General features: G+C 43.8%; 10 protein-coding genes. 9 read left to right on the plus strand and 1 reads right to left on the minus strand.

The window, feature by feature from the left end; all coding sequences use genetic code 11:
- Positions 1-10 precede the first annotated feature (10 nt).
- From B4F66_RS03230 to B4F66_RS14380, 8 genes are all read left to right on the plus strand, one after another.
- Positions 11-6,031 carry a hemagglutinin repeat-containing protein gene (locus B4F66_RS03230; RefSeq protein ID WP_292356921.1) on the plus strand — a complete coding sequence of 2,007 codons (6,021 nt, stop codon included), beginning with the start codon at positions 11-13 and terminating at the stop codon, positions 6,029-6,031.
- A complete protein-coding gene (locus B4F66_RS03235) occupies positions 6,031-6,555 on the plus strand; it encodes a hypothetical protein (protein WP_292356920.1) in 525 nt (174 codons plus the stop codon). The genes B4F66_RS03230 and B4F66_RS03235 overlap by 1 nt, the downstream gene beginning before the upstream one ends.
- An 85-nt stretch (positions 6,556-6,640) precedes the next feature.
- Positions 6,641-7,261: a hypothetical protein gene (locus tag B4F66_RS03240; RefSeq protein WP_292356918.1), complete on the plus strand. Its 621-nt coding sequence runs from the start codon at positions 6,641-6,643 to the stop codon at positions 7,259-7,261.
- Between the two features lie 57 nt (positions 7,262-7,318).
- A complete protein-coding gene (locus tag B4F66_RS03245; protein WP_292356917.1) occupies positions 7,319-7,939 on the plus strand; it encodes a tetratricopeptide repeat protein in 621 nt (206 codons plus the stop codon).
- Positions 7,940-8,287: 348 nt separating this feature from the next.
- Entirely contained in the window at positions 8,288-8,605 is a 318-nt protein-coding gene (locus B4F66_RS03250; RefSeq protein WP_292356915.1) for a hypothetical protein, read from the plus strand.
- A gap of 315 nt (positions 8,606-8,920) precedes the next feature.
- Positions 8,921-9,301, plus strand: a complete 381-nt coding sequence (locus B4F66_RS03255) for a transposase (RefSeq protein ID WP_292356913.1) — start codon at positions 8,921-8,923, stop codon at positions 9,299-9,301.
- Between the two features lie 282 nt (positions 9,302-9,583).
- Positions 9,584-10,021, plus strand: a complete 438-nt coding sequence (locus tag B4F66_RS03260; protein WP_292356912.1) for a nuclear transport factor 2 family protein — start codon at positions 9,584-9,586, stop codon at positions 10,019-10,021.
- A 195-nt stretch (positions 10,022-10,216) separates the two neighbouring features.
- A complete protein-coding gene (locus B4F66_RS14380) occupies positions 10,217-10,483 on the plus strand; it encodes a GNAT family N-acetyltransferase (protein WP_366652699.1) in 267 nt (88 codons plus the stop codon).
- 178 nt (positions 10,484-10,661) lie between these two features.
- Here the strand turns inward: B4F66_RS14380 and B4F66_RS03265 are convergent, their stop codons facing one another.
- Positions 10,662-11,642: an LLM class flavin-dependent oxidoreductase gene (locus B4F66_RS03265; protein ID WP_292356908.1), complete on the minus strand. Its 981-nt coding sequence runs from the start codon at positions 11,640-11,642 to the stop codon at positions 10,662-10,664.
- A gap of 493 nt (positions 11,643-12,135) precedes the next feature.
- On the opposite strand from B4F66_RS03265, the gene B4F66_RS03270 reads away from it, so the two are divergent.
- Positions 12,136-13,875 carry a protein adenylyltransferase SelO gene (locus tag B4F66_RS03270; protein WP_292356906.1) on the plus strand — a complete coding sequence of 580 codons (1,740 nt, stop codon included), beginning with the start codon at positions 12,136-12,138 and terminating at the stop codon, positions 13,873-13,875.
- Positions 13,876-15,018: the final 1,143 nt, after the last annotated feature.

Genomic DNA, 15,018 nt, shown 5'->3' on the forward strand with positions numbered 1-15,018 from the left:
GATTAACAAGATGAACAAAAATAAATTCAGGGTGGTGTTTAACAGAGCACGCGGTTTGATGATGGTGGTTGCAGAAAACGTCGGATGTCACTCTTCGGGAAGTAACCCTATCGTACCAACAACACCTTGCGCTATGGTCCTCGCCACTCTGCGCCCATTGATTTTCTCAATGCTTGTCATCAGTAGTCTGGTAATAATGACAAGCCCAACCTATGCAGACATCATTGCCGATCCAAATGCCCCAGCCAATCAGCAACCGATTGTTAATGAAACAGCAAATGGCTTGCCACTGGTCAATATTCAGACCCCCAGTGCTGCAGGTGTCTCACGTAACACCTATCGCCAGTTCGATGTAAAGTCGAAAGGCGCTATCCTCAATAACAGCAATAAAAATACCCAAACCCAACTTGGCGGCTGGGTTCAAGGCAATCCCTACCTTGCCGGGGGCACAGCTAAAGTAATATTGAATGAAGTTAACAGTCAAAATCCGAGTTTACTGAACGGTTATATTGAAGTGGCCGGTAGTCGCGCTCAGGTTGTTATTGCCAATCCGGCAGGTATCAGCTGCAGTGGTTGTGGCTTTATCAATGCGAATCGCGCCACGCTGACGACGGGGAAACCCATCCTGAATAATGGCAATCTGCTTGGTTATCGCGTCGGTGGCGGGAAGATTAACTTTTTAGGGAATGGACTCGATACTTCACAAACTAACTTTACCGACGTGATTTCACGCGCAGTGGATGTGAACGCCGGTATATGGGCTAACAGTCTTAACATTACTACGGGTACGAACCAGGTCAATGTCGATAGTAATGGTCATCAGACCGACGTAAGCAGTATTGCTCCTGATGCAGGAACTGCTGTCCCTGCTTTTGCAGTTGACGTTGCTGCCTTGGGAGGCATGTATGCAGGCAAAATTCACATGGTTGGGACAGAAGCTGGTGTGGGAGTAAATAACGCCAGCGATATTGGCGCAAGCGTTGGCAGTGTCAGTATCACTGCCGACGGGGTGCTGCAAAATACAGGCGCTATCAGTGCTAAAAGCAATATCCAGTTGGATGTCGCAGGTCTGGAAAGTGATGGCAGCGTTACAGCAGATGGTGACATTAGCATCAACCTGGCTTCTGATTATATTCACACCAGTGAGCTGCAAGCAGGCGCTAATCTTAACTTACATACCAGTGGTGATATCACCAATCAATCGACCATAATTGCAAGTCAATCGCTACACCTTAGCGCCAACAACATCGACAATACGGTGAATGGGGAGATAGCTGGCCTTGATACTAATATTACCGCCGCTGACACGATCACAAACAACGGCATGATTGATGGCGTAAATACACTGATCAACGCAGACAATCTGTTTAACAGTCAAACCGGTAGCATCTTTGGCGATCAAATCGGCATTCAAGTCGCCCAACTTGGCAATGATGCAGGGGCTGTGATCGCCGCCCGTGATCAGCTTGATATCGGTGCTGTGAGCATCGAAAATCGCAATGATAGTTTGATATTCAGTGCAGTCGATCTGGCAATTGCTGGTAGTCTGGATGGGGCTAATCAAGCTATTGGAGCAGCAGATTCACTCATCAATGAAGGTGCGACTATCGAGGCATTAGGTAATGCAGCTTTGACCATAGCTAATTTACAAAACTTGAATGCCGAACTCATTACCGAAGTTGTTCAAACTGGAAGCGGTAGTTTTGATCGATTTACACCACGAGGGGCGAGTGTCATTTATGAAACCTCTGACTATTCTGGAGCCCATATTGGTAACGTTCATGTTGAATGGCGTTCAGCAGGGTCATACACATTCCGCGAATACACACGCTATTTAGGTACAAAAAGATTCTACGAAACACAAATCGTATCCTCAGCTCCTGGTCAGATTCTCTCGGGTGGCGATATGTTTATCAGCGGCTCCGTGATTAATAGTGATAGCCAAATCATCGCGGGTGGCAACCTTGATGTTACTGGCGCCTCAGTACAAAACCTGAATTCAGAAGGCCGGACCACCACAAGCTATAGCGGCACGGCTTATTATTACGATTGGGACGGCAACGACAATGATTACGATGTTGATGTTATAGGCCCTTACAATCCAGCCAACCAAGTCGTGACGTATAACCTTGCCACTACACAATTGGATGGTAATACCGTTCCAGCGGGCAGTGGCACTACAGTTAGCTCGGCGGCATTACCGATTGTCACCAGCAACTTATTTCAACCCGCCCCTAATGTTGCAGCAGATTATCTGATTGAAACCAATCCACGCTTTGCCAATTATCGCTCTTGGTTAAGTTCTGACTACATGTTGCAGCAGCTGACATTCGACCCTGCAACGACTCAAAAACGTTTGGGCGATGGTTTCTATGAACAACGTCTGGTGCGTGAACAAATAGCCCAACTAACAGGCCGTCGATTCCTTGATGGACACGCTACTGATGAAGCGCAATATCAGGCGTTGATGACATCGGCCCTCACACAAGTCAGTGATTTACAGCTTATTCCGGGTGTGGCACTTTCAGCCGAGCAGATGGCTCAGCTCACCAGCGATATTGTCTGGCTGGTTGAGCAAACAGTCACGCTCCCTGATGGAACAGTTACTCAAGCCTTGGCACCTCAGGTGTATATAAGGCCACAGACAGAGGACATGCAGCCGACCACCGGTTTGATGGCAGGCAACACGGTCACCATGAATCTCACTGCGAATGTGACCAATGAGGGGACGATTGCAGGTCGCGACATAGTGGAGCTGAATGCTGACAATATCAATAATCTGGGCGGTCAGATTGTGGCTGATTCGACGTTATTAAAAGCCAAAAATGATATCAACAACATTGGCGGTCAAGTCATAGCAGGAGATGCCATGCTGTTGGATGCTGACAATGACATTAACCTTCGAAGCACAACACAAAGCAGCAAACAAAGAGAAGGCGCCAGCAGTTTTAGTCGTACAAATATAGATCGTGTTGCCGGACTGTATCTCAGCAATCCCGATGCCATTCTTGTTGCATCAGCAGGTAATGACGTTAACTTGATGGCTGCCAGTATCGTTAATCAGGGTGAAGGGGGCATCACACAAATTAACGCTGAAGAAAACATCAATCTTGGCACAGTGCAGATTGCCGAACAGAACAGCAGCATTCGTAATGCGAAAAACTATGTAAAACATGGCGGCACGCAGGAGATTGGCAGCGATATTCAAACAACGGGCGATATTAGCTTCAATGCAGGCAATGACGTTAATGCAACTGCCGCTAGCATTACCAGTGAAGCTGGCGCAATCAATGTCACTGCTATGCAAGATATCAACATCATCGAAGGCCGTGAAACCAGCAACTTCGATACGGCACGTAAGGTAAAACGAAGCAGCACCTTCAGCAGTAAAACCAAGATTCAACGAGATGTGTTTAAAGCAGACAACAGCATCAGTAGCACCATTAGTGGTGATACCGTTATGTTAGAAGCTGGTAACGATCTGAACATCCGTGGCAGCAATATCATCAGTGATAATGGCACCGTATTAAACGCTGGAGATAACGTGAATATCACTGCTGCCAAGGATACAGCTTACGAATTTCATATGCGTAAAACCAAAACGAGTGGCCTAAGTACCAGTGGTGCCAGTGTCACCCTGGGTTCCAGCTCACTGAATACAACCCAGACTCACAATAGTACAAATCAAACTGGCAGCACCGTGGGAAGTGTTGAAGGTGATGTGGCAATAGAAGCAGGCAAGCGCTACACCCAAAAAGCCAGTGAGGTTCTAGCCCCGCAAGGCAATATCGATATCAGCGCCCAACAGGTGAATATCCTTGCCGGGCAAAATACCCGTGATACAACCCATGAAACTAAATTCAAACAAAGTGGCTTAACGCTTGCCGTTCAAAGCAGTGCATTTAACCTTGCACAAAATGTTGTAGATACCACACAGCACACTTTAAAAAGCGAAGGTAGTCGAAACAAAGCGTTGAACGCACTACAAACTTATGCCAATAGCGCAACACTCATGGAACAAGGCGGTGCAGCCATTGATGCCATCAATGCGGGCGAGATTAAGGATGCAGCTTCTTCGGCAGGCATCAAATTGAGTATTAGTGTTGGTAGCAGCAACAGTGAAAGCTCTAGCAGCTCTAGCCTAACTTATAACCAAGGCAGTTTAGTGAAGGCCGGTGGTGATGTCAGTATCAAAGCAACTCAGGATGACTTAACTATAGTGGGGAGTCATATTGCAGCAGATAAAAATGTCACCCTCGATGCTTCACGAAACATCAACTTGATCGCCAGTGCCGATAAAGAAACCAATCAAAGTAAAAACAAATCCAGTAGTGCCAGTATTGGAGTTTCTATTGGAATCGGCGGTGAGGGAACAGGTTTAAGCCTCGATCTGGCAGCCAGCCGAGGTAAAGGAAAAGCCAATAGTGACAGTCTGACTTACAACAATACACAGGTTTCTGCTGGAGAAACACTTGCTCTGAATTCTGGCAACGACACAAATTTAATAGGTGCCAATGTTAGCGGAAAACGAGTGATTGCCGATGTTGCGGGAGATCTTAACATTGAAAGTGTGCAGGATACCGCGACCAGCAAGGCTAAACAAAGCAACACTGGTATAAGCATCAGCATACCCATCGGAGCTGGTATTGCTGGCGGCAGCATTAGCAATAGCAAACAAAAAAGTAACAGCAATTACGCGAGTGTTTATGAGCAAAGTGGTATCAAAGCGGGAGGAGAAGGATTTGATATCATCGTCGCTGGTAACACAGATCTTAAGGGCGCAGTGATGGAAAGCGCTGCCTCTTCAGACAAAAACCAACTCATTACCAGTACTTTGACTGTAAATGATATCCAAAACCATATGGATGCTGAGGCCAGCTCTCAAGGTCTAACACTCAGCAGTGACATGCTAACCAGTAAATATGCTGCCGCTAAGGGGCTTGCTAGCAATTTACAGAATCATGGCGAAGCAGATATTAAGGACAGCAGCACAACACTGAGTGCGATAAGTCCGGCTAGCATCACAATTACCGACGAAGCCGCCCAAATAGAATTAACGGATAAAAATACTGAAGAAACCCTTGCATCATTAAATCGAGATACCTCAGATACAAATCGCGTTCTGGAAAGACCGGATATGGAGGTTTTACAAGAAAAAGCACAGCAGGAACAAGCGGATAAACTGCTACTTTCTGCAACGATTTCAACATTTACTGATGAAGCATTTAAAAAAATGTTTTTGGCCAAAGCTAAAGTTTTTGAAGTTGAAAGGGATGATGAAGGAAATGTTGTTCGAGACAGTGAAGGCAAACCCATATTGCACGAAATAGATGAGGCTGAAAAATTCAAATTAAAATCAACTGGAGAAAACAAGAAGCTTAATGTATTTACTAATGGTCTTTTTAACGATGAATCGGCAGCTGGAGCTTATTCCGTTCAAATGGCCGAGGCACCAGTTGGCGAGAAGGTTTATCTGGTCCATTTTCCAGACACAAATAATTTTCTTTCAGAACTGCTTGTAGCGGGGTATCAGAAAGGTTTAGAAAGTGCTGCATTGGGAAACACTAATGCTACACAAGAAATTATAAATCTGTCCCAAATATATGGGCAGGACGGACTTAATTTGACTGGTCATAGTCGTGGATCGATGACGATTGGTAATGCTATGGAAACACTTCAAACCATGGGCTTAGTTGAGCCCCTTAGTAATACAAACATAAAGTTTGTGGGACCAGCATATTCTGCTCAAGAGGCAGCTAACTCCTTAGATACTTTAAGCGGCGGCAACCAGACTTCAGTTGAGTTACAAAATCATATGGCGGATTTTGTGGGAAGATTAATAGGCGGTAATCAAACCACTTATGGGGAAGTCCCTGAAGGAAGTAATTTAATAAAAGAATGGATCAACATATTTGGACAGTCAACTTCCGCCCATGGTTGTTATGGTGTTGGAAGCAGGGCCTGCATAAAACAATATGGAGCACCATCTTCGATAAACATCCCGGCTACTACAACAATAGGAACGCAATAATGTTGAAGAATACCTTGCTTGTTTTGTTCTTTTTACTAGTTGGTTGTACTCAGTACAGTATTCGCAATATTGATAAGCCACCACCGGAAGATTATCAAATGTGGAAAAAATCTAATAAGTCACAGCTTGATGTAAAAAAAGCATTATTGGAGTGTGGTGCTATAGCTCCTAGCACTCTGGGTTGGCCTTATAGAAAAGCATATGAGAAAACTGGTGTTATTGAAGAAGATGAACAATTTAATCATGGTTTTTTAGTGGATAAGTGCATGATAAAAGCGGGCTTTATTCAGCAAAATACAAATTGGACGCTTAATGAGGCATGTACTGACACACGCTATCGTAACTACCCCGCCTGTCAACCAAACGCTGTCATCCCATCACCATCTGTAGAGAGGCGGATAAATAGTTGGTATTGCAAAGTAAAAAGTGATTATAACTACTGCCTAACTCATGCACTTGCGCCCAAGCTTTGTAGTCGTGAGAAAACAAAAAATCCTCCACCTGAATGTTTAGCAGATGACTGACATCAGTATGTACTTATCAAAAAGGATTTCTACCCAAGAACGTAATTAACACCCTAGTTAAATTATTTTGATTTAAGGATGAATCATGAAAAAAAACATTCTAAGACTGACTCTTTTCACCCTGCTTTTTAGCCTTGTTACTGGCTGTTACACATCTACTAAATTATCTGCCCAAAAACGTCCAAACCCTTATTCAGATCAGATGAGATCAATCATGGAAATTACTGATTCAACTGATCTGTATTTTCTTGAAGTACCCAGCCCAGGCAACTTGATTTCAGAAAAACTCATGCTGGCAACGTTCGAAATGGGCCAGTCAACGGTGGCGATAGACCAACTTGTTCAATTACTTTCCTCAGGTACAGAGCTTTCAGTGGGTATTTTAGGTAAAAGTCAGGCACTCAATGTTGCAACGGTAAAAAGTGCGTTGATAAAAACCAAAGACAAGCCAGTTTCTGCAACTACTATCTTTTTGGTGGCTAATAAAAAACAGCAGGAAATATTAGGCAATGTGAATCCCCATCAAGACATTAATTTGGTCTACGTCGATAAGGAATTGCTGCCAGAAGTCTCTTCTTCATGGCGCTCAACAGACCACACCGAAGAATATCCCGATAGAGCAACACAACTGCAACGGGATGTGCAAAATCAGAGTAATCACGAGATAAGTGATCTGTTGCGTAACACCTCTCCAAAAACTAGATGAGAACTATTAATAAATTCCCAATTGAGTATCTATTTGCAATAAATTTAAGGATGAAAAATGCATTTACTAAAAATATTTCTAGTTTTGTTATTAATTCTCTCAAGCATGAGCTGTGCGACTGTTTCCCATCAACAACAACTAAATTATAAGGGTAATAAAGCATACCTTTCTGGGCGTTATCAGGAAGCACTTCAAAGTTATGAAAAAACACTGAGGGCGGCAAATAAAAATAGAGACCAGCAATATATTGCCATTGCAATGTATGGTTTAGGAAGAACAAATATTAAGCTTTGTAGATTGGATGAAGCTGAAAAATGGTTGAAACAATCCATTATTGTTCGTGAAAAGGTGGCTGATAATGATGAAGCAAAGATTACACAAAATATATCAGAACTTGCCAGATTATATAGTGCTCAACAGCGTTACTTAGAAGCCAATGTTCTTTTTGAAAGGTCTTTACCGTTACTTTATCAAATGAAGGCTGATCACTCAGATCCGATTGAACTTGCAAATCATCTTGATGAATATGAAAAGTCCCTTCGTCAAACAGGACGGCTGTCAGAGGCAGATGTTATTGCCAAAAAAAGCAAAGAATTGAGGCAAAACAATCCTGGAAAGACCGCACTGTTTAGGCCTGATCCAATACCACAAAGCTGTTTTTCATCAATTGACCAGTGAAATAAGGAAATGCAACTCGGGGCAGAAGCAATGGGAAGACTCACTAATGAATAGGCTGAATGTATGCGAGATAAAGGATATGTTTATTTAGAGTATTGCGATGAGTGATGACTGTACCCGTAAAAATTAAATCATAACTCCTTTTATAACCAGAACATTATGGCTGATCTATCGGCTATAGATTCCATTAATTATGGGTGGTAATTGATTCAAATAATAATGTGAAAATCACACAGCAAGCCGAGTAAAAGTAGGCCCATATGTTCTGAGATAAAAGTAAGTATGAAAAGGGTGATCAACTTTTCCCTGACACAAATATTTTAATCAACAAGAAATGGAAATCACTATATGAAAAAGCAGCCACTATTAATTTCACTGTCACTCAGTCTTAGCGTGGTACTAACCCAAGGATGCTCAAACACAAGTATCAATAGCAAGATTGATCATGATTGCCCATACCCACCAAAAGAGAACTTAATAAATGGTCATCTAAAACCCGTGAACGGCGTAACACTGAAATGCCAAGTGAAAAATTTTACCAATAGGATGTCTTGCATTGAAATCATGGATGAAGAAGATGAAGGGTTACTTTGTAGCAATGGAGCAAAGAAAGCTTTATTTGTCTTTGATAAGAACGACATTTTTAAAAATTATAAATTCTATTAATTCTTCAAGGTATTAACTTATTTCAATTGAGTATGACTACCTTGATTTTCCTCCTGAAGTATGGAGCTCAGTGTTTATTTACAATACTGAAGAGAAAATTAATGATTCATAATGGAAAAAATGGTATCAAAAATATTTATTAGATTTTCTTGGTTAATACTTATCATTTTTTTGTTTTCCTCCTGTGCTACAAATGGATATCATGGTGGGTGGTAAAAAAAAGAAATCAAGGGGTCAGCCAACTTGATTTGGTTTCATTCCGTAAACTGATGTAATAAAGTAACCAAAACCTTATCGCTACAAGGATGTAACGACATGGCAAGACTTCCTCGATTGGTTCTACCCAGTCAGCCTCTGCATATCATGCATCGAGGCAATAATCGTCAAAACATATTTGAAAAAGAAGGGGATATGGCTCGTATTCTCCATGATATTGGAGAGTCATTAGATAAAGTCAACTGCCAGCTTCATGCCTATGTCATCATGACAAATCACCTGCATTTACTCCTTTATCCTTGGTCCAGCTATCACCACAATGCACTTGGCGAAGAAGATCAGTTGAAAACAGAGCATCCAATTTATCTTGCGTTGGCAGCTACCAAAGTAGAAACAGCTACTGGTTATAAATTCATTATGGACAAAACGACGTTAGGGAAAGAAAATCAACAAATTACTGATGCCACTCTTCGGGGATAGGCACTGGGCTATGAAAACTTTCAACATTGGGTCTGCAAGCAAACGGATAGACATACAGTCTTAAAACCTCACGGAGGGGATCGGAAAAGTTCGAAATATCAAAATCAAGTTGGCTGCCCCCTTGTTGAGTGATTACCAAAACAAGCTAATCCCTTGAGTCAAGGGCATTTAAGAAGGCCTTTAAACGGAACAAAAACACTTGACTTTGTTTCGTGCCTCAACAAAAGTGTGGCCAACTATTTTTGTCCGCTTAAGGCGGCGTTAGGACAGTTAGGAGAGAGCATGGCGATTCAATTACCCATTGTCGATTTCTCCCCAGAACAACGCGACCTGTGGAAGCGCGTGGTTGATCTGTGGGCATTATCGAAGGTAAGGGAGGAGGGCCAGATTCGCTCCACACTCCATCCCGACTATGTAGGTTGGGACATGAGCGCCCCGCTCCCGCACGACCGAGATGCAGCAGTTCACTCGGTATCCGGTGAATCTCCAGAATTGCGCGGGTACGAACTTCATCCTCTGAGTGTTCAGGTTTACGAGGGAAAAGTGGGGGTCGTTCATTATTCCTACTCCGCGATGGTCGTCCCCAAAAATGCAACGCCCATCAACGTCACCGGCAGATGGAGTGAGGTCTACCTCATGCAGGGTGGAACATGGATCATGATCTCTGTCAGTGGCAGACCTGATGTATCGAAGGAACGCGATAGTGCAACATCGGCCTAACCACGTCGTGAACTCGGACGGCCAACTGCGCCGCGCTCCGTTGGGTGTCGGTTACGCTGAGCGTTATGATACCAAAAATGAAGATCGTAGCTATTACCGAATATGATAAGTGTCATTCACAACTTAACTCGCCGTAAGATCGGGAAGAAAGTATGAATATTCGTCCAGCAGGTGGAGGTGAATTAGAAGCTCTATTTGAGATACATCGCACGGTATTTTACTCGCACATTCATCAGATTTTTTTGGGGGGGGGAATGGCAAAAAGCTAATTTCGCGAGTGAGCTCGAATCGTCGACTACATTAGTTGTCTCGATCAATGGCCTAATCGTTGGTTATGTTCAGTTCTGCATAGATGGCGGGAGGATTTATGTGCAAAATATTGCTCTTATAGCGGACTATCAGAATAAAGGGATTGGCACTCATCTACTTAAGAAACTACAGTCAAAGGCTGCTGCCAACTAAGTACCGCTAGAGCTTAAGGTTTTTCGAACGAATTCACCTGCACTGCGATTCTATGAACGTCTTGGCTTTGAGAAAATATGCAACACAGATAAAAATATTCAAATGTCTTGGAAAGCGATCTAACCAATGCTGGAAAGGGACGCTACTAGAGTTAGTTAGTGCAAAATCTAGGGGACGTTCAAGCCATTGCCTGCGCGGTAATTTCGATTGAACGTTGCCGCTTTGAGGTATCAAAGATGTCTGAGACGATCATTAATTCGTCGGCTTGCGTTTTCTCGATAAGATTTTGCAAGCCGCTTTGAACCGTCTCATGGCTGCCAATGACACTGCAATCCAGCATTTGTCCTGCCTGGGCCTTTTCCTGAGGCGACCAGTAGGTTTCTATATCTTCGATAGGTGGCTGCATTAAGCCGCGAGTACCGCGAAAGAGGTTAGTGAAGGACATTAGCTGTGATGTTGCGAGGTAGCGAGCTTCCTCATCTGTTTCAGCCGCGATGACATTGACTCCAACCATAGCGTATGGCTTATCCAATTGTGCTGAAGGTTTGAAATTCATCCGATAGACCTCAAGTGCTTGATAAAGCGCTTGTGGGGCAAAATGCGAGGCAAAGCCGTAAGGCAATCCCAGACTCGCCGCCAGTTGTGCACCAAATAGGCTGGAGCCCAATATCCAGATAGGCACATTACTTCCCGAACCGGGTACTGCCTCTATTTGTTGGGCGGCTCCTTTGGGTGCAAGAAAAGCCTGTAATTCCTGCACATCCTGTGGGAATTTGTCAGCATTGGCTGGATTTCGGCGCAAAGCCCGTAAGGTCATTTGGTCGGTGCCGGGAGCACGGCCCAACCCAAGATCGATACGACCGGGAAATAGCGCTTCCAATGTCCCAAACTGCTCAGCAATTATATATGGCGCATGATTAGGCAGCATGATGCCACCGGATCCCACGCGGATGGTATTTGTCCCAGCAGCGATATGGCCAATGACGATGGAGGTGGCGGCTGTTGTCACCCCAGGCATATTATGATGCTCTGCTACCCATATGCGTTTGTATCCCAGTCGCTCAGCATGCTGCGCATAAGTCCGGGCATCATTAAGAGCCGTTCGGCGATCAGACCCTTCGCGTACACGACCAAGTTCTAAAATAGATAGTGGAATCATATGGAACTACACCTTATTTTGTGTTGTTGTCACTTACTAGGCTAACTTTTGGGGTCAGGTTTGTAAGACAGTGCTTAAAACCTAAACCTAACGATTAAAGATCAATGGCAAGCAGAAATGTTGCACCTATAAACTAAGAAAATATCTGCGTAAAATGTGTTTAAAAATATAGTCTGTTTTTAAATTTGATCTTTCGCTCTAAGCAATCCGTCACCTAACCCATATCTGATTTTGTCTACGGTTCAACGTATAAATTCAAGAAATAGTGGCTCACTAACTTTAGCGAGAGAAATTCTATTGTTGAGAAGTGGCAAGAAAAGCTGAGCACTAACATGAGTGACAGCTGTCAGAGATGCAAACCCTCAAGTGACAATCAGAAAGTGATCCAAAGTTATGCTCAAAGTGTTGATCTGCAATCGGACAAGCTGCCGATGCAAGTGATTAATCAGCGGTCAAGCAGCTTTTTCCCCACCTTAACAGGAGCCCGATGGTAATGCGACCACACCAGCAAACCGACTCTATGGAAACAATCTCCAATCTCGACAATCTTGCAAAGTGTGTAAGTTACTCGTTTATGGACACGCTCAATGCTGATCCTGATGCGACATCAAACGGAGCCGACCACTATCCCCGTCAAGTCTTCTCAGGCCATTATGTTCCTGTCAGTCCAACGCCACTCGAAGATCCCGAGTACGTGGCGCATAGTAAAAACTTGTTTCGCGAACTGGGCTTTGCCGATAGTTTGGCTCAGTCGGCCGATTTCATGCGAGTGTTCTCCGGCAATCTCGCATACGTTCCAGAGCCGATGCGTAAGGTTGGCTGGGCGTGTGGCTACGCATTGTCCATTTACGGTACAGAATACACCCAGCAATGTCCTTTTCAGACCGGTAACGGATACGGCGATGGTCGTGCTATTTCGGTGCTAGAGACCGTCATCAATGGTCATCATTGGGAAATGCAGTTAAAAGGTGGGGGCAGGACGCCATACTGCCGCGGCGCAGATGGACGCGCTGTTTTGCGGTCGAGTGTACGAGAGTTTCTGGCTCAGGAGCACATGCACGCGCTTGGGGTTCCAACCTCGCGGTCTCTGGGTCTTTACGTCTCGAAAACTGAAAAAGTAAAGCGTCCGTGGTATTCAGAAGGTTCACATTCAAGAGATCCGGATACGCTTATATCAGAGCCAGCAGCTATCTCGACAAGGGTCGCACCGTCTTTTATTCGGGTTGGCCAAATTGAGCTATTCGCTCGTCGAGCCCGTAACAATGAACACCCACAAGCAATGGAAGAGCTGGAGCAGATCGTCTTGCACCTCATCGATCGTGAGTATGGAGACGTTATCGACCAAAACCTGAGCACATCAGAAAAAGTATTGATGCTTGCACGCGAGTTCCGAAACCGACTGACGTCACTTGTTGCGAATTGGATCCGTGTCGGCTATTGCCAGGGTAACTTCAACAGCGATAATTGTGCTGCCGGTGGATTCACACTCGACTACGGTCCATTTGGCTTCTGCGAGATGTTTGATCCGTACTACCAGCCATGGACGGGAGGAGGACAGCATTTCGCATTTTTGAATCAACCTGTTGCAGCGGAAAAAAACTTTCACATGTTTTGTACAGCATTGCGTCCGTTGCTGACTTCGCATCAGGACAGTCTGCGACAGCTCGACGAGATACAAAGCAGCTTCGCATCAGTAATGCAGGTGCAAATGGAGAAAATGTGGGCAGCCAAACTTGGGCTGGATACCTTTAACGCGGAGTTATTTAACGAGCTGGTAGCGCTGATGATGCAAACATCGGTTGATTACACCATTTTCTTTCGCGAACTCTCTATGGTGCCCGACGAGATTGGTCCACTCAAAAAAAGCTTTTACAAGAACCCGACCTATAAGCAAGACCCCGAACGGATAAATAAACGCTGGTCAGAGTGGCTCACAAAATGGAAAGCGCTTATCGCTAAGGCCAACACGACAGAGTCTCAGCCATTTTCTCATGAAGAGCTCTCCAACAAGATGAAACAGGTCAATCCAAAATACAGTTTGCGGGAGTGGTTAGTTGTGCCTGCTTATCAGCAAGCGAAGGAGGGGAACTACTCACTCATTCGAGAGCTGCAAGAAGTCATGACAAATCCATACGACGAGCAATCGAAAGACGTAGAGGATAAATTTTACAGGTTGAAGCCACACGCTTTTTTTGAGGTTGGCGGGCTATCGTATTACAGCTGCTCGTCCTGATTTTACGAAAATCCTTCAGGGAATAGCTAATGGCACTATCTGCAAAAGGGGCAATATATAAGGTCGAAAATTCGAGCAAAAAGCGCTTTAGTACTGCTTTGCTTCAGGTTAATGCACTGTTAAAAATGATGTGAGTAATATGATTTTCCTTTAATAACTTGGGTATGGATATGCAAAGATTATTACGGAAAATATTCATCAAAGGTGTAAGAGAACGTTCAGCAGTGAAGGTAGGCTTATCTCAGCACTTTTACAAAATCATCATTATGGTTTCGTGTTTACTCGTATTTCAGCTCGAAATAATTGATCGGTTTTCGTTGAGCTTGTTCTTACCAACATGGGGCGACCTTTTCTTTTTATTTGGCATAACTGCGATTGGAATTATCTTTTATATCGATTTTCAGATGATTAAGTCCAGGATGGAAATGCACATGACTATGAGGCAAGTTCTGCGTTACAGAAGGAGATGCACATAAGTTTAATTGCAACTCGTTCCGACGCTCATGCGTGGGAACGCAAATACAGAACAGCTAAAATTTCAATTACCAAACCCCATATACAAAAAAACGGACCGAAGTCCGTTTTTTTATTTGGCAGAGAAGCAGGGATTCGAAGCCTGGGTAGGCTATAAACCCATGCCGGTTTTAAGATCAGTGAATTCAAACGCTCTTAATCAATGGATTGTGACTACATTGATTTATTTTCGCCTCTCTAGTTGCCACATTAAATGGCTGAAAGCCGTCAAAAAGTAATGGCGATTCAACTCATAATGCAGTTTCACTCGTAACAAAAAATTGTTTCTCCATAGTATCGATATCATCTCGTACGGAAAAACTATGTCCCAACAATTTGGGGGGATCATAAGTTAAATTGAACGAGGTTCTGTTCGAATGCAAAATTCGTTGATAAAAATCTGTGGATAAAAATATGACTAGAGAGGTTTCTGTGTTCCGTGAAATATATGAATCAATTTTAGATATTAATGGTAAAAGAGATTTGTCCATAATTCTTCCTTTTATGTAAGGACTAACGGTAGCCGAGCGGCACGATCTCGCTGTGATTAAGCCTAAGAAGACACAAGGATTTTCGCCGGTCTTGTATGGAGCATGCGGGTAGGGATTAGGTCGCCAATACACTACGCAT

Source organism: Methylophaga sp. UBA3603 (genome assembly GCF_002375335.1).
Taxonomy (GTDB): Bacteria; Pseudomonadota; Gammaproteobacteria; order Nitrosococcales; family Methylophagaceae; genus Methylophaga.